The organism is Methanobacterium sp. SMA-27 (assembly GCF_000744455.1).
GTDB lineage: Archaea > Methanobacteriota > Methanobacteria > Methanobacteriales > Methanobacteriaceae > Methanobacterium_B.
Window position 1 is genome coordinate 2422956 of record NZ_JQLY01000001.1, and the last position, 21018, is coordinate 2443973.

A 21018-nucleotide genomic window follows, 5' to 3' on the forward strand; every position below is an offset into this window, starting at 1 on the left:
ATTTAAACTAAATATTAATACTATAACAAAAATTATTGAAACCCAGTTTTAGATTTTCTCCTTTTAACTACATACATACGGGCGGTTCACCATAAAAAGATGATGAAAGTATATAAAATTATAAATAAACTTAAATTTATGGATTTATAAGTTTATTCAATCTAATTAAAGTTTAAAAAGTTTTTAAAGTATTTTTAAATATTTTATTGTCTTAAAAATTTATTTTAACTCCCAAATCATTTTTAAAACTCCTCTGGATGGGTTGTTCAATATATTTTTTTACACTAGATACACTGGAAATGCATGTCTCTCTCTACGAAGAATATATGAAATTATTACTAAAATTTATAGAGTTCTAAAATAGATAATATAATTATAGAAATTTTTTTTAGAATTTGTAAAAACTAGGTGATAGTTATGAATAGATGTGATGTTCTGATTATAGGTGCAGGACCTGCAGGTCTTTTTGCAGCAAATGAATTGGCAGGAAAGCTTGAAGTTATTATAGTGGATAAAGGTCGAGGTTTGAATGAAAGGAGATGTGATGCTCTCTCTAATGGAAGTTGCAGAAAATGTTTTCCATGTAACATAACCGGAGGATTAGGTGGTGCTGGAGGTCTTTCAGATGGTAAACTTAATCTAAGACCCGATATAGGGGGAAACCTTGAAGAATTTGTGAGTACTGAAGAAGCTTGGAGTATTATTAATGAAATTGACCAAACGTTCCTTAAACATGGTGCACCTGAAGAGATTTACGCACCTGATAAAGATAAAATCTCCCCTATTCTAAAGGAGGCAGCAGCTACAGGAATAAATTTTATACCTATAGTACAGCGACATATGGGTTCTGACAAAACTCCCCCGATTATAAATTCTATAAAAGATGAACTTGAAGATAAAGGCGTTCAATTTATGCTGGAAACCGAAGTTTTGGATATAATTGTTGATGAAAAAGTGAAGGGTGCAAAGCTAAAGAATTACGAAGAAGGTATTTTTGAAATTTATTGTAACTATTTAATTGCAGCTCCAGGAAGAATCGGGGCTAAATGGTTGTCGAATCAAACAGATAAACTTGGAATTCCTGTGAAACATAATCCTGTTGATGTGGGTGTAAGGGTGGAGCTGCCTCAAATAATGATGGATGAAGTAACCACGATAAACTGGGATCCAAAATTCCATATAATAACCAAGACTTATGATGATTTTGTTAGGACTTTTTGTGTTTGTAATCATGGATTTGTAGTTGAAGAGGTTTATGATGATTTTATGGGTGTGAATGGTCATTCAATGAGAGATAAATTATCAGATAATACAAACTTTGCATTTTTAGTTAGGGTGGAATTAACCGAACCAATTGAGAATACTTCTGATTATGCATTTTCTATTGCAACAATTACCAACACCCTTGGTGGAGGAAAACCACTTCTTCAAAGATTAGGAGATCTCCGAAGAGGAAGAAGATCTACTTGGAGGAGACTTGAAAGAAGTAATGTTGTGCCGACATTTGACTGTGTAACTCCAGGGGATATTGCAATGGCACTTCCACATAGGGTGGTGGTGGATATTATAGAAGGTCTTGAAGCCTTAGATAAAGTAATACCTGGTGTTGCTTCTGATTCAACTCTTCTTTACGCACCTGAGATAAAATTATATGCAATGAGATTGGAAATGAATAAAAATATGAAAACAAGAATTGAAGGACTTTATGCTGCTGGAGACGGTGCAGGAGTATCTAGAGGAATTGTTGGAGCAGCTGCCACAGGAATTATAGCTGCAAGGGACATTATTAAAAAAAACATATAAAGTAAAGTCTTGAACAAAAATAGACTAATTATCTCAAATATTTATTTTAATTTACTCAAACATGACATAAAATTGAAAATAATTAATATGAATCAATAAAAATATTTAAAAAATAATTTAATTAATATAATTTATTTACAACATCTATTTTTTTGAAATACCCTCCAAGTGTGAATTTTACTTGTTGGTCCAAGGCTTTTTTGGATTCTGCTTCAAGTATGTATGAACCCATAATAATTTCGGTGTCAGTATCTTCAACATTCATTTCAACTCTGTGAATTTCTTTTCCGTCGGAATTTTCTTCGTTTGTATAATTTTCAATGTATATCGTCGCATTTTCAATTTCTTCAACAATTTCTACAAAATTCCAGAGTGTCATAGCCATATTTTATCACCTTATTCTTTGTAAGTAAAGTAACAGCATTACTATTATATAAATTTCAGATAGTATGAAATGATCAAGTTTTATCAAAATATCAAAGATGTGAATTTATTAGATCAATCAATATCTAACTACATTTAATTCCAAATTGTTAGAACCTAAAAAATTTATTGTGAAATTTTTATCCAATTTTTAGATTCATGACATTTTTGTTTTTATTTTTTCTTTTCTATAGATTTTATAAGCCGCATAAGTTATTCCCAATATTAATGGCCCTATAAATAGTCCAGGAATACCCATAGTCACCGCACCATAAATGAATCCTAATAAAAATACCAATGGATGTATTTCAGAATATTGAACAGCAATCTTGGGTCTTATGTAAAAGTCTGTTGTTGTTTCTATTATCCAACCAAATATAATCACCAATATACCTTGTGTGGTGTTCCCAAGGAGTATACTGATAATTCCAATGGCACCATACACGATCCATGGACCAATAATGGGTATAAACATGGCTATTCCACTTATGATAGCTAATAATAGTGCATAAGGATATCCTAGTAAGTAATATAAAATTCCAGAGAGTACTCCAAGGATTACTGCAGGAATAGCATTACCGACAATTATGCTTTTTAAAACATCTTCAGCACTATCAAACAATTCCTGGTAGAAATCATTGTCTTTAACCGGAATAACATCTGTTATAAATTTAATTACTTTATCTCCATCTCTTGCAAAATAAAATACTGAAAAAATTAATATGAGCATTTGGGCAGCAAAAGATGGAATTGAACTTATCATGGCAACTAAGGAGCTAGCAACAAATGAAATAAATTCATTAATTCCAGATTGTACAGCTGTTATTATACTTTGGGTAAGATTACTTGGAAGATTGAGATTATTTACAGCTTGGTTTATTACAGTCATGTTCATAGTAGAATTGCCAGTAGCAGCTTGCTGTAATGAGCCAAATGAAGATTCAGCTATAAGTACAAACTGCGTTAAAGTAAAATACAACAATAAAACTATGGGAATGGTGAATACTATTATACCTAAAAAAACAGACAAAGTGTCATTTTTAACATATGGTTTGATTTTCCGGGATATAAATCGGATATAATATGCTAATATAGCACCGAATATTACCATAGTCAAAATTGGGATTAAAATTCCCAGTGAAAGAAGTGTTAAGATTATTATAAGAGGTATTATTGTTGAAATAGCTATTTTTTTTAAATGATAACTCATACTCCACCTACAAACTTTTAGAATATTATGTTCCATGTATATTTAATTCTTTTAGAAGTATTTTGCATTTTTCCAAAATATAAAAACTTACATAGAGACTTCTCAATTGAATCATACCATCAACTGATTTAAAAATGTTATATCCAATATTTAAGTTATAATGTTAATTGAGCGTTTTAGATTAATATACTATATAACAATCTAAAAAAATGTAAGTATGATGTATATGTTTATTTTCTGAAATTAAATACGTTAAAGAAACAAGGATTACTCAAATAAAAATTAAAATGGAAATAATCAGTTTTCATTGACCCTCAGGAATAATTAATTTTATATTTATTTAAACCAGCGACATATGATACATAGCATATCCAATTCATTTTTTGTATCAATCAGTGGTTTTTTATTTCATTTGTTAATTAAATTATTATTTATTTTATCGTATTCGCAACAAAAATTTTTCTAAAAAATTGGTGACTAAAATAGATTAGATAACTTCGTAAATGATGCTATGACGAATAAAAATTTTTGGTGGAATTTTTCAATAATGTTCCAAATTGTAACCACTTTCTATTAGAACTAAAAAAAGAGTATATAGGTTCATTTTTTGTCAGCTGAGTAAACAGCAATGTCTAATTTTCTCGCTAAAAAATTTTCAATTGCCACACCAAATGCTTTGAAATGTTCAGTTTGCATATGCGTTTCTAATACTTCTAGATTTTCCCATTGTTCGAGCATCAGTAGGATATCATCACCTTCAGTGCTTGCATATAAATTATAACTGATACAACCCGATTCTAAACGAGTTGATTCAATTAGATCTTGAGATTTTGTAATGATTTTATCCCTCTCACCAGGATTAGATGTTATTGTGGCTGTTACTATGATCATTTGATTCCTCCTTAAAATTATTCATATTATATAGGTTAATCCAGATTTTCACATTATCGAGCTATTTCACCTCGAGATAATTTCAGATATTTGTTGGATTATTAATTCAAAATACCGACTATTATGTTTTTTTAATGTTAAAGTTTATTTTGTAATATAATTCCATAAATGATCTATATTAGAATTCATTCTGTTTTCTATGGGCATTTCAGGCATTGCTATCCACATTAAGACTGTTCCTACCATGGAAGTTTGAATAACTGTTGCAAGTTCGGTGGAGTCAATATCCCGTCTGATAATATCTTGGGCTGCACCTTCATCGAGTACATCTTTAATGAAGTTTAACAAGTTGTAATAAAATTCTGTGTAATGTTTGCTTATTATTTCATATTTTTGTACACCTTCCATTAATAGTAAGTGTAATGTCCTATAATCTATTTTTTCAGAGCTTTCAGATAATTGTGTTTCGCCTATGATTGATAATATTACTGTTTTTAGTTTTTCTTTGGGTGTGCCTTCGAAATCTCTAATTTGTCTTATGGTTGAATTAAAATAGTTAAATATATATTTTTCAATCACTGCAACTAGGAGAGTGTCTTTACTGTCAAAGTGATAGTAAAATCCGCCGGTAGTAATGGTTGATGCTTTTCTAATGTCATTCAAGGAAACATCAACAAATCCTTTTTTTAGAAATAATTTAAATGTTTCTTCCATAATTCTAGATTTCGTATCCATATACACATCTCTTTATAATTTTTAATAATAGAAGTCTTGTAATGTTATAGATCATCTAGTGACAATCAAATTAATAAAGATATCCTAAACGAATAAAATTAAGTCATGTTTTATCGAGTGCTTTATACTATATATTAAGAATTGAATCTGGGCAAAACATATTAATACTTTTTTAAAAACTTTTAATTTTATTTTTGAGATTTAAAAATTATTATATTCGTGAACAAGAAATAATTTGTTGGATAAATGTTCATAAATTACTTTAATTTTGATAAAAGTTTTTCTTTAGACCAATTACAAAAAGAACGGTCTCTATTAATATTTACTATTAAGCATCACAAACAGACTATTCGGTATGTTTATATGTTTGGCTACATAACTACTATCAATTTGCAGAAATCAATGAGGTGAAAAAATGAAAGGACTAGCATTGAGATTAGTATGGATTGGCGATAAAAATGGGTGAAGAAGAAACTGCCACCATAACTATAGATGGCCAGAAGCTATTAAAACATAACCCTGCAAATCCTGCCCCTTTAGGACTGGTTGCTACTGGAATGACCTTAATTCTATTAAGTTTTTCTTATGCTGGATTTTATGAGTTAAGCAGTGTGATATTGGCTATGGTACTGGCATTTGGTGGAACTATAGACTTAATTGTTGGTGCAATGGAATACAAGAATGGAAATACTTTCGCCACACTTGCATTTGGTGCATTTGGATCCTTTTGGTACTCCTTTGCAATACTACTAATTTTACCCAAATTAAATCTGGCATCTGCACCTAATTCAGCATCACTCGCAGCATATTTATTCTTGTGGGGTGTTTGGACTGCTGTAATGTTTGTAGCAACACTTAAAATAAGTCGTGGATTCCAGATACTATTCTCTACATTAACATTACTGTTCTTCGTATTGGGATTAGGCGCATTAACCGGAAACAGCACCATAAACATAATTGGTGGTTATGTGGGAATATTTGTTGGATTATTAGCATTCTACTTGGGAATGGCAGAGGTTATAAACGAAATCTATGGGAATAGGGTTCTACCAACCTGAACATTCCTCACATAAAAATTTAATATGTACTAATTAATCAGGCATACAGAACATTCGGTATGTTTATATAGGGTCTATTTGATAACTACTAATTAGATTTGAATAATCACTGAGGTGAAAAAAAATGAAAGGACTAGCAATGTTAAAAATTGGGGAAATAGGATGGATAGAAAAAGATAAACCAAAATGCGGCCCAAGAGATGCTATTGTTAAACCATTAGCTCTAGCACCATGTACTTCTGATGTACACACTGTCTGGGCAGGAGCAATAGGTGACAGACATGACATGATTTTAGGACATGAAGCTTTAGGAGTAGTAGACGAAGTAGGAAGGGAAGTTAAAGATTTCAAACCAGGCGATAGGGTAATTGTACCAGCTATAACTCCTGACTGGGATTCAGAAGCCGTTCAACGAGGTTTTCCTTCACAAAGTGGTGGAGCTTTAGGTGGTTGGAAATTCTCTAACTTTAAAGATGGCGTATTCGGCGAATACTTCCATGTAAACCTAGCAGATAACAACCTAGCACACCTACCCGAAGGAATGTCATTAGAATCAGCGGTTATGATTACTGATATGATGACTACTGGTTTTATGGCTGCTGAAAATGCCGAAATTGGAATGGGGGCCACTGTAGCAGTTCTAGGTATTGGGCCAGTTGGACTTTGCGGTGTAGCCGGTGCAGCATTAAGGGGTGCTGGAAGAATATTTGCAGTTGGTACCAGACCTAAAGCTATTGAAGTAGCTAAAGAATATGGTGCTACAGATATAATTAGCTACAAAGACGGAGACACCGCAGACCAAATCCTTGAAGCAACTGATGGAGCGGGTGTTGACGCTGTAATTGTATCTGGTGGTGGTCCTGATATTCTAATAGACGCATTAAAAATGGCTAAAGCCGGATCAAAAATTTCTAACAATAACTACTATGGTAAAGGATTCGGTGAAAAAGATACCTTACCACTTTGTCGTGTAAACTGGGGATTCGGTATGGCTGATAAAGATATAGTCACCGGTCTTTGCCCTGGTGGAAGAGTTAGAATGGAAAGACTAGCAGATATGGTAACCTACGGACGTATGGATCCGTCACTCATGGCTACTCATGTCTACAAAGGTTTTGATAAATTAGAAGAAGCACTTCTCCTAATGAAAGACAAACCAAGAGATTTAATCAAACCAGTCGTCCTTTTAGACGAATAAATATTAAAAATTCTATTCTTTTTTTTAAAGAAATTAAAATGGAGCTGATAAAAATGAAGATAGCAATAATTGGTGGAACTGGTGGACAGGGTTTAGGAATTGCCATACGCTTTGTACAAGCCGGAGAAGATGTTATAATAGGATCAAGAGCAATTGAAAAAGCTGAAAAAGCTGTAGAAAAAGTTAAAGAACTTTTAGATATGGATAAAATTCCCAATCTCAAAGCATCTGAAAATGCTGATGGCGCAAAAGAAGCCGACATACTAATCTTAACTGTACCGCTAGCGGCTCAAAGAGCAACTCTCTTGTCTATAAAGGATAATGCAGCCGGAAAAGTATTAATAGATGCAACCGGACCACTTGAATCAGCTATTGGCGGATCACCAACCCGATGTATCTACCTATCCGAAGGAGCAGCTTCTGAAAGAGCACAAAAGATCCTACCCGAAGCCAACGTAATATGTGCATTCAACAACATCAGTTCAGGAGCCCTAATGAACTTCCCAAATCCCATAGACTGTGACTGTTTAATGTCAGGTGACGACCTTGAATCCAAAAAAACAGTCGCAAAACTAATCGAAAAAATACCCGGAGTACAAGTCGTAGACTGTGGACCACTAGAAAGAGCTCAAATCATCGAAAAAATCACACCCTTACTTATCGGACTAAACATCAAAAAAACCTGCAAAGACGCCGGAATAAGAATAACCGGAATAGACCCCGAATGCAAATTATACTAAAAAACCATCTCCTCTTCAGATCGGATTAAACATCCGAAACAAAAACCCAATTTAGGGGAATCAGAAGCACCGATTTATAAATGAAGAATTCGTGGGCTCAATTTTATGAAAAGATAGCAAAAGGGGCAATTAATAGAATGTTTAGAATTATCTAAAGTCAATGAACGTCCATTGAATAAACAGGAATTAGTGCCAAGAATGTGAATTACATATCGAAAAAAGAAATTTTCAAGAACATCTGGATTTATAATAGATACACTTTCCCTTATAATCATTTATCTAGGAATCTCAATTAGAGGTGTTAACGTGATGGTCGGAATATTAGGATGTGGTGCTATAGCAAACATAATCACTAATTTTGCAGCGGAGGGAAAGCTGGGTGTTGATCTAAAATTTTTTTATGACCGCGATATGGAAAGAGCAGAAAACCTGGCATCCCAAGTAGATGGAATAGTAGTACTAAATATAAACGATATGTTGGATCAGGTTGATTTGGTGATTGAAAGTGCATCTCCCCAAGCTGTGATGGAGGTCGTTCCACACATTCTCGAAAGAGGAAAAGATGTGATTGTCATGAGTTTGGGGGCATTGATGGACCCTGCTCTTAGAGATCATTTAGATGAGATAGCCAAACAAACTAACTCCAAGATATACGCACCTTCTGGGGCCGTTGTAGGTTTAGACGGTATCAAAGCCGCTTCCATCGGTAAGATCCGTGAAGTAAGTCTGGTCACACGAAAGCCTCCCAAATCTCTAGGAATCTCAACAGATAAAGAAACAATATTGTACGAAGGCAAAGCAAGAGATGCGGTGCGTAAATTTCCACTAAACATTAATGTGGCTGCTGCTTTAACTATTGCCTGTGGTAAGGAAGTGGATGTAAAAATCATAGCTGACCCGGCTGTGGACCGCAACTGCCACGAGGTTCATGTAGTGGGTGATTTTGGGGAGCTTAAAACTACCACCCAAAATATTAGATGTGCCACCAATCCGAAAACAAGTATTTTAGCTGCTTATTCTGCAATTAAACTCCTTAAAAGTTTAAACGAAAATCTTAAGATCCTAACCTAAAATTTTTTAAAATTACTATTTTTTGTACTAATTAACATTAATTCACAATTTTTATCACATTCCATCTATATCTTGCAAATTTTAAGGATTAGTAATCTATTTTATGCCAAACATAACCGCCTAGATTTGTTGAGTGTTTTATTGTTGATTTTTGTCTTTTACACTAAATTTAGTATAGTATTACTAATTAAAGAAATATTATATTTTTCATTATGTAGCCCCCTAGCGACATATTATACTTATTATGTCACCATCTACAAGTTCATAGTCGCTTGAAATTCTTCTGCAACTTCTAGCATCAAGTGCATGCATGAAACTATCACCTATATCTGTGTGTATTACATATGCCATGTCTCTTGGTTTAGAACCTTTCTTAATGAGCAGAGCATCTGGTAATATATTTCCCTTTTGGTCTGATAATTTATGTTCGTCTTCAACAGGAAAAACAACAATCATATCCAGAATTTCAAAAACTGCACTGTTAAGTGCTTTTTGTACTCCTGTACTTCCATACTTCTGGAGCACATGTTCTTTTATATAATTCAGAGCCTTCATTTGATTTTCATTGAGCTTTTTGGGTTCAAGGATCTCAAAATCAGAATCACCCGGGAAATAACTTATTAACCCTGCTTCTGAGGCACGTATAAGGGCAAGTTCTGATTCTGCTGAAGCTGCAATTACATTTCCATATTTATCTTCTAATCTTTTGATGTTTTCATCTGATGTGGGCATATCTGCCTTATTTGCAACTATTAACATTGGTTTTGCTCTTTTAAGAAGGTCATCAAGGACCGCAATAATATCGGAATCATCCCATTTATCATAATCCTTATCAACGACCTTTTTTGCTTCAATAATATCTTCAAGCCTTATACCTGTTCCACTCAACTGTTCAGAAATTACCTTAGCAAGATCTAGTCTTTCTGACATTACCTTCCTTATCATTTTATTCCAATTTTTCTTTAAAATTCCAAAAAGCCACATGGTGATCTCATGTTCAAGAAACTCAACATCCTCCAGCGGGTCATGACTACCAGGTTCACAAGGCCTCCCCTCTTCATCTGTAGATCCTGAAGCATCGATAATATGAATGAAAGCTCTTGCCTGTCTAAGGTCATCTAAAAATTTGTTTCCAAGTCCTCGGCCTTCATGGGCACCGGGAACTAGTCCTGCAACATCTATAAGTTCAACAGGTATCAACCTTTTCCCAGATACACATTTTGAATTGTTAGGATTACATGTAACTTCCAGTTCTTTGCATGGGCACTCTGTTACAACATGTGCAACTGCTTTGTTAGCATCTATAGTTGTGAATGGATAACTTGCAACTTCTACTTCTGATAATGTTGCAGAATTAAAAAAAGATGACTTTCCGACGTTTGGTTTTCCTGTTACAGCGATTTGAAGCATTTTTCTCATTCCTGATATTTATAAGAATCTCTTAATTAATTTAAAGGGCCATGTTAAATAACAATTTCGATAATGAAAAAACAATACTCTGAATTTATTTAATAATTCCATTTGTCAAATTGTTACTAGAGAAATATAAATATAAAAAAATCTAAATATTATTTAGACATGAATCAGAGCTATGATCTAATTTTTATGAGTTTAAGGAGAATAAACAAATGTCAAAATTATATCTGGTGGGTGTTGGGCCGGGATCTGAGAAATATTTAACATTTGAGGCATTAAATGTTGTTGGATCCTCCGATATTTTAATGGGGAGTAAAAGAGCTTTAAAACTTTTTCCAGATACAAAAGCCGAAAAAATAGAACTTAATGCTAAAAATATGGGGGAAATGCTTAATTTAGCCGTTTCAAAGGCATGTGAAGGACGAGCTGTGGCACTTCTGTCCACTGGAGATCCTGGATTTTCAGGCGTATTAAAACCCATCAAAAAATTGGCTGGAAAATTGGAATTTGAAGTTATTCCGGGTATAAGTTCGATTCAAATATGTGCATCAAAACTTCAAATATCATGGGATGAAGCCAATATCATAACAATGCATGGAAAGGGGATTTCAGACGAATTAATTTCCTTATTATCAAATGGAAGAACCACCATTATTCTGCCAAACAATACAATTGAAGAAACTGTGGAATACCTTTTGGATCAAGGAATAGATCCAAACAGAAGGGCAGCAGTATGTGAAAATTTAAGCTACGACAATGAAAAGATAGTGGAAGTCCAACTCAAGGAACTTTTAAATGAACAATTTGGTTATATGTGTGTGTTAGTTGTTTACTGAAGGTGGATAAAATTAAAAGCTCAGAACTGTTTTTAAAACTTAATCAAGAAATAGAACGCCACAGATCGCTGGTAAAACCTGAAAAGAAAATTGATGATGAGTTACAAGGAAAAATGTCCAATTATAATCTAGAAAATTTCAATAGATTAACAGGAACTTCCTATTTAGGGTGTGAAGAGGAAATTGATACAGATAAACTCGAAGATCTCAAACATGCCATAGATCATTACTTTGATTTTTACGCACCATATGATGAGGAATTTAAAGAATTTATAAAAATAATATCTATATACTTAACATTTATCGAAAAAAAGCCTTTACATCCACCAGGAATAGTTTTTTCAGGAGGAAGAACTGTCTATCAAAGGGGAAAAATCTATTACTGTACTGGAAAAAAATATTTTAAAAATGAAGAAGAATCCCTTTGCAACTTTTGTGTTGGTCTAGAAGTTTAGATCAAGCAATACTTCCATATTGTAATAAGTAATTATCATCGAAATGACAAAAATGAATAAAATCATTACTTGCAGATGGATTCATCTTCTCCTCTCCATGGTGGAGATACAATGCAGAGAAATTTCAGATCATCTTTACCAATATTTTTGATCCTTTGACATGCATTTGAAGGAATATACACAGATTGGCCTGTTTTCAAAACATTTGGTTCCTTATTTATATATATTTTACCCATTCCCTCTAGGATATAATATATTTCAATTGAGTTTATGAGTTTATGGGGAAGTGAAGATTGATCCGGTCCAAGAATTGCATGGGCAATACTACAATCCATTTTTACATTATCGTTTTCAGGGTGAATAAGTTCGCATAGAGTTGTTTCATCAATGGCCTTGAAATAAGTTGATTTTTTGATGTCTTTTATCAGCATATGAATCAACTAATTAGGTGTTAACAAAAAATAGAAGGGTTTTAAACCCTTAATTAAGGAATTTAATTCATTGGAAGCGCTTTAACTTCTTCGGTATGATCTCCATAAAGGATGTCTCCGATCTCGGTTAGTCGTTCCATTCCCTTGACTTCATGTTTTTGTAATGGGATCTCTGCAATAACCTGTCCACCAAATTTTTGTTGGATAGTGATAAGTCTTTGTTCTTGTATCTTTCGTCTTGCTGCACAGAATTCACAATCAGCTTCTTCTGGTTGGATCTGGTTTACAATAACTCCATCAGTCGTCATGTTGAACTTGTGGAGTGCTTCCATTGCACGTTCTGATTCGTAGATAGACATTTCTTCAGGTATGACAACTGTTTTAAATGAAGTTCTAGAAGGATCTGCCATAATACCTCGTGCTTCCCTTATTCTTTTTTTAGTTTCTTCCATATCTTCTAAGGCTTTATCCTCTTCTTCTTCATCACCCATGAACGGCATGATATTCTTAAATGCTTTGGCCATACTACCAATTTGGCGCCTGACAGTTATCATCTTTCCAACCCATGAATCCATCATTTCAGGGAACGAAAGTAATCTGAGTGTGTGGCCTGTAGGTGCTGTGTCAAATATAACAATATCATATTCATCTGTGGTCATGTACTGGAGAAACTTGTCAAATGCAGCTGCTTCGTCAATACCAGGTGACATTGAAGCCATATCCATCTGATCTTGCATCATACCCATATCCATACCTGGATTTAGAGACTGTTGTTCTTTCATTTTGGCCTGATAATCTTGCATTGCAATTTCGGGGTCTATTTCTAGTGCTTCAAGATTTTCTGATATTGGTGTTGGGTTGTGACCAATATTTCTCTCGTATGAGTCTGATAATGAATGTGCAGGATCAGTTGATATTATCAAGGTTTTTTTGCCTTGTCTTGAAAACCATAACGCTGTAGCTGCAGAAATGGTTGTTTTACCAACCCCTCCTTTACCTCCAATAAATACAAATGTTGTTTTTCCTTTGTTGAACCTAAAAAGATCTTTAAATGCCATTATTTGCCCTCCATTTTTCATATTATTAATTAGTCTAAAATTTAGTCTAAGGTTGTGATGTATGATATGTTATAGTTATTTTTAAAGTTATTCTATGTTGACCTTTAAATAATAAATAATGTTTATTTTATGATCTGATATTTTTTCTATTTTAATAAGAAACTTAGGAATATTGTTTAAAAATTGTAAGATCTTTATTTTGTTCAAATTTGATTTACTAAAATAAAATTAAAATCTTTAATAAATTTTTTTCTGAGTTTTAAGAATAATTATGCTTGTTTTATGACTCTAAAATTAATTAGATTATCTAAGTCTTAAAACTAGTATTTTTATCGGGATTCAGATTATACAATACCATTTGAATAATGGTAAGTTGGTGGGACTTATTGTAAATCACTTATATTTCTAATAAAATATATAGGAAGGAATAAATAAAGGGACAATCATAATATTAATTAGTATTATAGATTAATAATTATATTAACGGGTGTGTTGGATAGTAAATGGAGGTAGTGATATGCAAAAAATGGGCAGTGCAATAATATTGATCATTTTAGGTTTAATTGTATTGGCCTTTCCTTTATTAGGACTCGTTCCATTAAGTCTACTTACTGGATTCATAGTTCTTATCCTAGGTATAGGTCTTATATTGGGTGGAATAGCAGAGATGGGTGAAAGTGCAGGTATGGGAATCCTGGAACTGATATTGGGAATAATTGCCTTAATATTGGGTATTGGATTCATATTCAATCCTGCATTGTTCAGCTTTGTAGCTGGATTAATAGTATATATAGTTGGTTTATTCCTGATAATTGCCGGTATTATTGGTATTGTTTCAAAATCCGGTGGAAGCAGATGGAATGGGGTTTTAGCCCTAATTATTGGTATAATATACCTAATTGTGGGAGTTTTAATAGCAAATCCACTATACCTTGGAATATTAATTGGTCTCTGGTTGTTATTCACAGGTATAATAATGCTTGTCAAGAAAGATTAAAAAAAAATTTAAATATCCAACAAACTCTATTTTTTTTTACTTTTTAATTATCTAAATAATTTTTTTTAATTATTAGAATTGTTTTCTAAGTTTAATGGGATTTCAGTTTGATAACTATTGATCTATATTCGATAGGAAAGTTTATTTTGAAAGGAACCAATACAACACTTTAGAGTTGTTAATATTAACTAGTATGGATAATGCTTTCTAATATTGACTTATATCTGTAGTTAATATTTTAAATCGTAATTAAGAAAAAATAGGATGATATTTTCGTAAAATTCAAAAAACAATCCTACACTTAAAATTAGATCCTCTTAAATAAACTGACCAGAGTTTTATTAAATCAAAATATTAAAAACCATCCAGTGGTTGAAATGCAAGAAGAAACAAATATTATTCTCCAAAGGGATCAAGAAAAAATTGCTAACAAAATTTCCAAATTTATAGTAGATAAGCTGAAAGAATCTCAAACATCAGGGGTAGTTATTGGGCTTAGTGGAGGTTTAGACTCCTCAACAACAGCTTATTTATGCGCACGATCTCTTAAAAATGATCAGATTTTGGGTATTATCATGCCAACAGTTACAACTCCTGATGAAGATATTGAAGATGCAATAACTGTTGCAGAGGCCCTTGGAATTGAATATGAAATTATCCATGTAGATGATTTAATAGCACCTTTCAAGGATCTTTGTATCCATGCTGCTCAGAAGAAACAGGGAACATCACACAACAGGGAACTAGCTAATGCTAATCTAAAGGCAAGAATTAGAATGATGATACTGTATTATCATGCAAATGACCTGAATAGATTGGTTGTAGGAACAGGAAACAGAACTGAACTTCTTGTAGGATACTTCACTAAATATGGTGATGGTGGTGTAGATATATTGCCAATCGGAGATCTTTACAAGACAGAAGTGAGATTACTTGCATCGCACATTGAAGTACCTGTTGGGATAATTGAAAAACCCCCAACAGCAGGTTTGTGGGCGGGTCAGACAGATGAAGAAGAATTGGGTATAAAATATGAGCTTCTTGACAAAATATTGTGTCTAATGGTTGATAAAAAGATGGAAGACACGGATATTGCACAAAAGTTGGGTATATCTATTGAAGAAATTTTAAGGATAAGGGCTAAGGTTAATAGTTCTATACATAAGTTGAAACCAGCACCATCGCCTGAAACAATTTGATCTTTTAAAATTATAAAAAGGTGTAATAATGTATTCAATGGTTTATATAACAACTTCAGGAGCTTTAGAATCCAAAAAAATCGCAAGAAAACTTTTAGAAGAAAAACTTGTAGCATGTATTAATATAATTCCAACAATAGAATCCGTCTATCTTTGGAAAGGTACTATTGAGGAAGATTCAGAGTCAATTATGTTTGTTAAAACAAAGTCAGTATTAGTTGGAAAAGTAATAAAGAGAATAGAACAACTTCACAGTTATGAAATTCCATGTATATTAGAAATACGTGTAAATAATGGATCTAATAATTATTTAAAATGGATGGAAAGTGAGTTGGAATTAAAATAGGGATTATTTAATCGTGAATGTCCAGTAAATAAATATAGTTAATAAAAAAATATTTGAGATAGATTAATCTTGTAAAATTTATAATAATTATGTTCTGTTTAAAAATCAATATAATAATTTGATTTTGATATGATTTGAAAAATTAAATATTTCTACGTTTTAAGTTTATTTTGGGGTGATCGTTTGACGGACATTAAAATTGAAGAGAAATGGCAAAGGAAATGGCAAGAAGCGGGTATATTCCACTCTGATCCTAATAATAAAAAGAAAATATATGTAACAGTAGCATACCCCTATCCTAGTGGAGCAATGCACATTGGGCATGGAAGAACTTATACAGTTCCAGATGTTTATGCACGTTTTAAAAGAATGCAAGGATACAATGTCTTGTTTCCAATGGGTTGGCATGTAACAGGTGCTCCAGTTGTAGGGATTGCCAAACGTATCAAAAGAAGAGATCAGTGGACCATGGATATCTATAAAAATATTCATAAGGTGCCTGAAGAAGAGCTTGAAAAATTCATTGATCCAGAATATATTGTAGAGTATTTCAGTAGGGAATATCATGACGTAATGACCCGTATGGGTTATACAATTGATTGGAGAAGAGAATTCAAGACCCTGGATCCACATTATCAAAAATTTATAGAATGGCAGTTTAGAAAACTAAAAGAAAAGGACCTTGTACGTATAGGTGAACACCCTGTAAAGTACTGTCCAGAATGTGAAAATCCGGTGGGAGACCATGATCTTCTTGAAGGGGAAGGTGTTGGAATAAATGAACTAACACTTGTTAAGTTTGAATTAGATGGGGAATATTTGGTTGCAGCAACATTCAGGCCTGAAACACTATTTGGGGCAACTAATTTATGGTTAAATCCTGATTCAGAATATATTAAAATCAATGTGAACAATAAAAATTGGATAATAGCCAAAGAGGCCTACAGTAACATATTGAATCAAAAAAAAGATATTTTAAAGGTATCGGATGTCAATGCAAGCGAATTAATTGGTAAACATGTAAAAAATCCTTTAACTGGTGATAAACATATAATACTTCCTGCATCATTTGTTGATCCTGAATATGCTACGGGAGTTGTTTATTCTGTACCGGGACATGCTCCTGCAGATTTAATAGCATTGTTAGACCTTAAAAATGATGATAAGCAGCTTGAAAAATATAGTATAAAAGATCAAGTTTTAGGGATACAAGCAATCGGGATAATAAAACTTGAAGGATTCAGTAATGTACCTGCAAAGGATATGATTGATAGATATAATGTTGTAAATCAAAATGACATTAACTTAAAAGAAGCTACTAACGAATTATACAAACTTGAGCATGCAAAAGGGGTTATGGATAAGGATACTGGTGTTTATCGGGGGCTTGGTGTTTCAGAAGCAAGGGATGAGATTATTAAACTCCTGACAAATGAAGGAAAAGGAGATATACTTTTTGAATTTGCAGAAAGACCTGTTATTTGTAGGTGTGGAACTAAATGTGTTGTTAAAATACTTAATGACCAGTGGTTTTTAAAGTACTCAGATGAGAGATGGAAGGAAGTTACTTATCAGTGTTTAGATGACATGAATATCATACCTGAAGAAGTTAGGGCTAACTTCAAGTATTATATTGGATGGCTTCAGGATTGGGCATGTTCAAGGAGAATCGGACTTGGAACCAAATTACCATGGAATAAAGACTGGTTAATAGAGCCTTTAAGTGATTCAACTATTTACATGGCATATTATACAATAGCAAAATATATGAAAGATATTAATCCCGAGGATCTCAATGATCAATTCTTTGATGAGATATTTTTAGGATTGAAATTTTCTGTAGCACCCACACATGGAATAAATCCGGAACTCACTAATGAGATGAAAGATGAATTCAATTATTGGTACCCTTTAAACTGGAGGCTTTCAGCCAAGGATTTGGTTGGAAATCACCTTTCATTCCATATATTCCATCATTCTGCAATATTCCCTCAGGAGAAATGGCCAAGGGGTATAGTTGTATTTGGAATGGGTCTATTGGAAGGTCATAAGATGTCCTCTTCCAAAGGGAATATTGTGATGCTGGAAGATGCAATAAAAACCTACGGATCGGATGTTATTAGACTGTTTTTAATGTCCTCAGCAGAACCTTGGCAAGATTTTGATTGGAGGGAAAATGAAGTAAAGGGAATTAGTAAACGTCTGGAATGGTTCCTTGAATTTTCACAGAGGGTAGAAAAAATTTACGGCTCAGAAATAATAGTTGAAGACCATGAAACTTTACCTAAAGTTAAAAAGTCTATAAATAAGTGGATGTTGGCCCAAGTTAATATGCGAATTATGGATGCAACAAAAGCTATGGAAGGATTTCAAACAAGAAAAGCATTACAAGAGGCGTTTTTCTTATTTAAAAAGGATATAGATCATTTCTTTTTCAGAATTGAACATGAAACAGAAGATGCGGTGGCAATGGGAGAAATAGCTGAGGTTTTGGTTTACATTCTTGGGGTATGGATTCGTTTGATGGTCCCATTCGTTCCACATGGATGTGAGGAGCTTTGGGAAAGATATGGTGGTCATGAGTTGGTTTCAACTAAAATGTGGCCAGAGCACTATCAAGATCCAAAGGATGAAATAATTCAAAAGGGTGAAGAAATAGTACATGGACTCTCTCAGGATATAAACGAGATCAAAAAGGTTATCAACATTAAACCGACTAAAATTCATGTTTATGTTGCGCCAGAATGGAAATGGAAACTATTTGATATTGCAAACAACATTGGCAAACCAGATATAGGTAAAATAATGCAAGAAGCTATAAAACAAAATGTCCATGATAACAAAAAGGAAATAGCAGAATTTGCAAAGAAGATTGGAAAAGAAATGACTAAAATCAAGTATTTAGGAATGATAGATGAATATTCCGTCCTTAACAATTCAATTGAATTCCTTTCTGGAGAGGCTGATGCTGAGGTAATTATCTACGATAAGCCTACCTATGATCCTCAGGGTAAATCGCGTAATGCAATGCCATATAAACCAGCCATTTATATAGAATAATTTATTTCATTTTATAATTTTTAAGTTGGTAAATTTCAGATCAAACACATGTCAGAGGAACATTCTAATAAATTATCAAGATACAAGGCAACATTTAACCTTTCAGAACCAAGATCCATTTCAAACTTTGAAGCTCTTAGAATTTCAGATCCTGATGGATGGTTAGTTTAATTGATAATAACAGAATTATCGGTTACAACTACTCTAAAACCATGGGATATGAAGGATTTTTAGGATATTCCAAAAACCCTCTTCCAACACTTTGGGGCGTAGTAAGTGATATAAATAATACTAAAACTTAAAAAGAGGTATTTAGGAAATCATCTTAAAGTGATAAATTGATTATGATGCCGTGGAGGGGTTAATTTTAATATTTTTTAGTTTGAAGTTTCAGAAAGTTCTTGAGGATACCAACATCTTCAACTTCTGTTTCAACAATATCTCCTACATTCATAGGTCCTACACCTGGAGGAGTTCCAGTTGATATTATATCTCCAGGTTTTAATGTCATTATATTTGATATAAATTCTATCAATTCGTAAACATCAAATATCATATTTTTGGTGTTGGAATTTTGTTTCAATTCTTTGTTAAGTCTTAATGAAATTTTTTGGTTCATTGGATCCATCTCTGTTTCGATCCAAGGCCCTAATGGTGCGAAGGTATCAAAACTTTTTGCTCTGGTCCATTGGATATCCTTCCTCTGTTTGTCCCTTGCAGTAACATCATTAACAACAGTATAACCGCCAATGTATTCAGGGGCATATTCAGATTTAACATTATGAGTTTCTTTTGAAATAACTATTCCAAGTTCTGCCTCATGATCAACTTGTGTAGAAGATCTGGGATAAATTATAGCATTTAAATGCCCTATAACTGCTGTTGATGGTTTTATAAAAATAATGGGTTCTTCAGGGAGGTCCATATCAAGTTCATTTGCATGGTCCATGTAATTTAGACCAATGCACACAATTTTCGAAGGAGCTATAGGGGCAATTATCTCTACTTCCTGAAGTTGATAGCTGTTTAAAAGTTCCAGTTCATCTACATTCAAGGTATTTATTGCTTCGATCATAGAGGAATTGATTTCCGTTATTTTTTGATTTTCTATAAAACCTGTTTTTGTTTTCCCTTGTGTTTTAAATCCCACTAGTTTCATTGAAATCACACCATATGAATCATTTAAATGATTCTCTCAATTGGTACTACTAAAATGTCACGAGCACCTATCTTTTTGAGATGATTTACAAGATTAAAAACTTCTTTTTCATCAACAACAGCATGAACAGCTACAACATCATTATCAGAAAGTACATTTGAAACAGTAGGTCCTGTGAGTCCGGGCATGGCTTTTTTAACATCGTCGAGGAATTTTTTGTTGACATTCATCATAACAAGTTTTTTACCCTCTGCATCTAAAACTCCTTTTATTCCGGTTCTTATGGCTTCAATTTTATCATTGTTGACTTTATAACTTTTTTTATTTGCAATGAGTTTAATTGAGCTTTCAAGGATCGTGTCAATGATTTTTAGATGATTCATTTTCAATGTGGTTCCGGTACTTGTAAGGTCTGTAATTATATCTGCAACGCCAATAAAGGGTGCTATTTCTGTAGATCCACTTAATTCTACTATTTTAGCTTCAATCCCTTTGTTCTTGAAATATCGTTTTGTTAAATTGGGGAATTCAGTTGCAACCACGGCACCATCTTCAATATCCGAAATTGTATTAGTGCATGAATCTTCTGGAACAGCTAATACTAGTTTTGCACTTCCAAAGTTCAGATCTTCCAATATCTCAACCGATGCACTATTCTCTTCTATGAGATCTAGGCCGGTCATTCCTAGATCTGCCGCACCATCTGCAACAAATTCCGGTATGTCAGCCGCTCTTGTGAACATAACACTTATCTCTTCATCATAAGTCTCGGAAAATAGTCTTCGATTGGCAGTATCCTTTACTCCAATCCCTGCTTTACCTAAAAGTTTGACAGCAGGTTCGCTGATCCTTCCTTTGGAAGGCAATGCTATTCTTATCTGCATTTAAATCCTCCTATTTCTAAAAATGTTTAAATCATGATTTAGTACTAT

Annotated in this window: 22 protein-coding genes; 13 read left to right on the forward strand and 9 right to left on the reverse strand. The window is 33.2% G+C overall.

The window, feature by feature from the left end; translation table 11 throughout:
* Positions 1-417: 417 nt before the first annotated feature.
* Positions 418-1803, forward strand: a complete 1386-nt coding sequence (locus tag DL91_RS12290) for an NAD(P)/FAD-dependent oxidoreductase (RefSeq protein ID WP_048192159.1) — start codon at positions 418-420, stop codon at positions 1801-1803.
* Between the two features lie 121 nt (positions 1804-1924).
* On the opposite strand, the gene DL91_RS12295 is transcribed toward DL91_RS12290, so the two are convergent.
* From DL91_RS12295 to DL91_RS12310, 4 genes are all read right to left on the reverse strand, one after another.
* On the reverse strand, positions 1925-2188 hold the full coding sequence (locus DL91_RS12295; RefSeq protein WP_048192160.1) for a hypothetical protein: 264 nt from the start codon (positions 2186-2188) through the stop codon (positions 1925-1927).
* A 195-nt stretch (positions 2189-2383) separates the two neighbouring features.
* Positions 2384-3436, reverse strand: a complete 1053-nt coding sequence (locus DL91_RS12300) for an AI-2E family transporter (protein ID WP_048192162.1) — start codon at positions 3434-3436, stop codon at positions 2384-2386.
* Between the two features lie 600 nt (positions 3437-4036).
* Positions 4037-4327, reverse strand: coding sequence for a putative quinol monooxygenase (locus tag DL91_RS12305; protein ID WP_048192164.1), 291 nt, complete (start codon positions 4325-4327; stop codon positions 4037-4039).
* Positions 4328-4471: 144 nt separating this feature from the next.
* Complete coding sequence (locus DL91_RS12310) at positions 4472-5062, reverse strand: TetR/AcrR family transcriptional regulator (RefSeq protein WP_048192166.1); 591 nt, start codon at positions 5060-5062, stop codon at positions 4472-4474.
* A 458-nt stretch (positions 5063-5520) separates the two neighbouring features.
* Here DL91_RS12310 and DL91_RS12315 point away from each other — a divergent pair, with 458 nt between their 5' ends.
* The 4 genes from DL91_RS12315 to DL91_RS12330 all read left to right on the forward strand — a co-directional run bounded on the left by DL91_RS12315 (position 5521) and on the right by DL91_RS12330 (position 9129).
* Complete coding sequence (locus DL91_RS12315; RefSeq protein WP_048192168.1) at positions 5521-6120, forward strand: acetate uptake transporter; 600 nt, start codon at positions 5521-5523, stop codon at positions 6118-6120.
* A gap of 124 nt (positions 6121-6244) precedes the next feature.
* Positions 6245-7318 (forward strand): NAD(P)-dependent alcohol dehydrogenase, encoded by a 1074-nt coding sequence (locus DL91_RS12320; protein ID WP_048192169.1) that lies wholly within the window; start codon positions 6245-6247, stop codon positions 7316-7318.
* A gap of 53 nt (positions 7319-7371) precedes the next feature.
* Positions 7372-8058: an NADPH-dependent F420 reductase gene (gene npdG, locus DL91_RS12325; protein WP_048192170.1), complete on the forward strand. Its 687-nt coding sequence runs from the start codon at positions 7372-7374 to the stop codon at positions 8056-8058.
* 306 nt (positions 8059-8364) lie between these two features.
* Positions 8365-9129 carry an aspartate dehydrogenase gene (locus DL91_RS12330; RefSeq protein ID WP_048192171.1) on the forward strand — a complete coding sequence of 255 codons (765 nt, stop codon included), beginning with the start codon at positions 8365-8367 and terminating at the stop codon, positions 9127-9129.
* Positions 9130-9351: 222 nt separating this feature from the next.
* Here DL91_RS12330 and DL91_RS12335 read toward each other — a convergent pair whose 3' ends face one another.
* Complete coding sequence (locus DL91_RS12335) at positions 9352-10539, reverse strand: redox-regulated ATPase YchF (protein WP_048192173.1); 1188 nt, start codon at positions 10537-10539, stop codon at positions 9352-9354.
* A gap of 218 nt (positions 10540-10757) precedes the next feature.
* Here DL91_RS12335 and cbiE point away from each other — a divergent pair, with 218 nt between their 5' ends.
* Both cbiE and DL91_RS13000 read left to right on the forward strand, forming a co-directional pair.
* The gene (gene cbiE / locus DL91_RS12340) at positions 10758-11381 is read left to right on the forward strand and encodes a precorrin-6y C5,15-methyltransferase (decarboxylating) subunit CbiE (RefSeq protein WP_048192174.1); all 624 of its coding nucleotides are present in this window, start codon (positions 10758-10760) and stop codon (positions 11379-11381) included.
* A 2-nt stretch (positions 11382-11383) separates the two neighbouring features.
* Positions 11384-11836, forward strand: a complete 453-nt coding sequence (locus DL91_RS13000; protein ID WP_052374402.1) for a DUF2115 family protein — start codon at positions 11384-11386, stop codon at positions 11834-11836.
* A 65-nt stretch (positions 11837-11901) separates the two neighbouring features.
* On the opposite strand, the gene DL91_RS12350 is transcribed toward DL91_RS13000, so the two are convergent.
* Together DL91_RS12350 and DL91_RS12355 are read right to left on the reverse strand one after the other, a co-directional pair.
* Positions 11902-12267, reverse strand: a complete 366-nt coding sequence (locus DL91_RS12350) for a cupin domain-containing protein (protein ID WP_048192175.1) — start codon at positions 12265-12267, stop codon at positions 11902-11904.
* Positions 12268-12329: 62 nt separating this feature from the next.
* Positions 12330-13325 (reverse strand): TRC40/GET3/ArsA family transport-energizing ATPase, encoded by a 996-nt coding sequence (locus tag DL91_RS12355; protein WP_048192176.1) that lies wholly within the window; start codon positions 13323-13325, stop codon positions 12330-12332.
* Positions 13326-13842: 517 nt separating this feature from the next.
* Here DL91_RS12355 and DL91_RS12360 point away from each other — a divergent pair.
* The 6 genes from DL91_RS12360 (at position 13843) to DL91_RS13750 (ending at position 19229) form a co-directional block, all read left to right on the forward strand.
* The gene (locus DL91_RS12360; RefSeq protein ID WP_048192177.1) at positions 13843-14322 is read left to right on the forward strand and encodes a DUF308 domain-containing protein; all 480 of its coding nucleotides are present in this window, start codon (positions 13843-13845) and stop codon (positions 14320-14322) included.
* Between the two features lie 377 nt (positions 14323-14699).
* Complete coding sequence (locus tag DL91_RS12365) at positions 14700-15521, forward strand: NAD+ synthase (RefSeq protein WP_048192180.1); 822 nt, start codon at positions 14700-14702, stop codon at positions 15519-15521.
* A gap of 28 nt (positions 15522-15549) precedes the next feature.
* Complete coding sequence (cutA, locus tag DL91_RS12370; protein WP_052374404.1) at positions 15550-15867, forward strand: divalent-cation tolerance protein CutA; 318 nt, start codon at positions 15550-15552, stop codon at positions 15865-15867.
* Positions 15868-16050: 183 nt separating this feature from the next.
* Positions 16051-18927: a leucine--tRNA ligase gene (gene leuS, locus DL91_RS12375; protein WP_048192184.1), complete on the forward strand. Its 2877-nt coding sequence runs from the start codon at positions 16051-16053 to the stop codon at positions 18925-18927.
* 48 nt (positions 18928-18975) lie between these two features.
* Positions 18976-19098: a hypothetical protein gene (locus DL91_RS14450; RefSeq protein WP_255343950.1), complete on the forward strand. Its 123-nt coding sequence runs from the start codon at positions 18976-18978 to the stop codon at positions 19096-19098.
* The gene (locus DL91_RS13750; RefSeq protein WP_156096084.1) at positions 19086-19229 is read left to right on the forward strand and encodes a hypothetical protein; all 144 of its coding nucleotides are present in this window, start codon (positions 19086-19088) and stop codon (positions 19227-19229) included. The genes DL91_RS14450 and DL91_RS13750 overlap by 13 nt, the downstream gene beginning before the upstream one ends.
* A 65-nt stretch (positions 19230-19294) precedes the next feature.
* On the opposite strand, the gene DL91_RS12380 is transcribed toward DL91_RS13750, so the two are convergent.
* The gene (locus DL91_RS12380; RefSeq protein WP_048192187.1) at positions 19295-20086 is read right to left on the reverse strand and encodes a fumarylacetoacetate hydrolase family protein; all 792 of its coding nucleotides are present in this window, start codon (positions 20084-20086) and stop codon (positions 19295-19297) included.
* Between the two features lie 23 nt (positions 20087-20109).
* A complete protein-coding gene (gene hisG / locus DL91_RS12385; RefSeq protein ID WP_048192190.1) occupies positions 20110-20970 on the reverse strand; it encodes an ATP phosphoribosyltransferase in 861 nt (286 codons plus the stop codon).
* Between the last annotated feature and the right edge of the window lie 48 nt (positions 20971-21018).

What these genes read in the sequence shown, in the direction of transcription:
- DL91_RS12290 (WP_048192159.1), top strand. Translation starts at nt 418, where the DNA reads ATGAATAGATGTGATGTTCTGATTATAGGTGCAGGACCTGCAGGTCTT.
- DL91_RS12295 (WP_048192160.1), bottom strand. Translation starts at nt 2,188, where the DNA reads ATGGCTATGACACTCTGGAATTTTGTAGAAATTGTTGAAGAAATTGAA.
- DL91_RS12300 (WP_048192162.1), bottom strand. Translation starts at nt 3,436, where the DNA reads ATGAGTTATCATTTAAAAAAAATAGCTATTTCAACAATAATACCTCTT.
- DL91_RS12305 (WP_048192164.1), bottom strand. Translation starts at nt 4,327, where the DNA reads ATGATCATAGTAACAGCCACAATAACATCTAATCCTGGTGAGAGGGAT.
- DL91_RS12310 (WP_048192166.1), bottom strand. Translation starts at nt 5,062, where the DNA reads ATGGATACGAAATCTAGAATTATGGAAGAAACATTTAAATTATTTCTA.
- DL91_RS12315 (WP_048192168.1), top strand. Translation starts at nt 5,521, where the DNA reads ATGGGTGAAGAAGAAACTGCCACCATAACTATAGATGGCCAGAAGCTA.
- DL91_RS12320 (WP_048192169.1), top strand. Translation starts at nt 6,245, where the DNA reads ATGAAAGGACTAGCAATGTTAAAAATTGGGGAAATAGGATGGATAGAA.
- npdG (WP_048192170.1), top strand. Translation starts at nt 7,372, where the DNA reads ATGAAGATAGCAATAATTGGTGGAACTGGTGGACAGGGTTTAGGAATT.
- DL91_RS12335 (WP_048192173.1), bottom strand. Translation starts at nt 10,539, where the DNA reads ATGCTTCAAATCGCTGTAACAGGAAAACCAAACGTCGGAAAGTCATCT.
- cbiE (WP_048192174.1), top strand. Translation starts at nt 10,758, where the DNA reads ATGTCAAAATTATATCTGGTGGGTGTTGGGCCGGGATCTGAGAAATAT.
- DL91_RS12350 (WP_048192175.1), bottom strand. Translation starts at nt 12,267, where the DNA reads ATGCTGATAAAAGACATCAAAAAATCAACTTATTTCAAGGCCATTGAT.
- DL91_RS12355 (WP_048192176.1), bottom strand. Translation starts at nt 13,325, where the DNA reads ATGGCATTTAAAGATCTTTTTAGGTTCAACAAAGGAAAAACAACATTT.
- DL91_RS12360 (WP_048192177.1), top strand. Translation starts at nt 13,843, where the DNA reads ATGCAAAAAATGGGCAGTGCAATAATATTGATCATTTTAGGTTTAATT.
- DL91_RS12365 (WP_048192180.1), top strand. Translation starts at nt 14,700, where the DNA reads ATGCAAGAAGAAACAAATATTATTCTCCAAAGGGATCAAGAAAAAATT.
- cutA (WP_052374404.1), top strand. Translation starts at nt 15,550, where the DNA reads ATGTATTCAATGGTTTATATAACAACTTCAGGAGCTTTAGAATCCAAA.
- DL91_RS14450 (WP_255343950.1), top strand. Translation starts at nt 18,976, where the DNA reads ATGTCAGAGGAACATTCTAATAAATTATCAAGATACAAGGCAACATTT.
- DL91_RS13750 (WP_156096084.1), top strand. Translation starts at nt 19,086, where the DNA reads ATGGTTAGTTTAATTGATAATAACAGAATTATCGGTTACAACTACTCT.
- DL91_RS12380 (WP_048192187.1), bottom strand. Translation starts at nt 20,086, where the DNA reads ATGAAACTAGTGGGATTTAAAACACAAGGGAAAACAAAAACAGGTTTT.
- hisG (WP_048192190.1), bottom strand. Translation starts at nt 20,970, where the DNA reads ATGCAGATAAGAATAGCATTGCCTTCCAAAGGAAGGATCAGCGAACCT.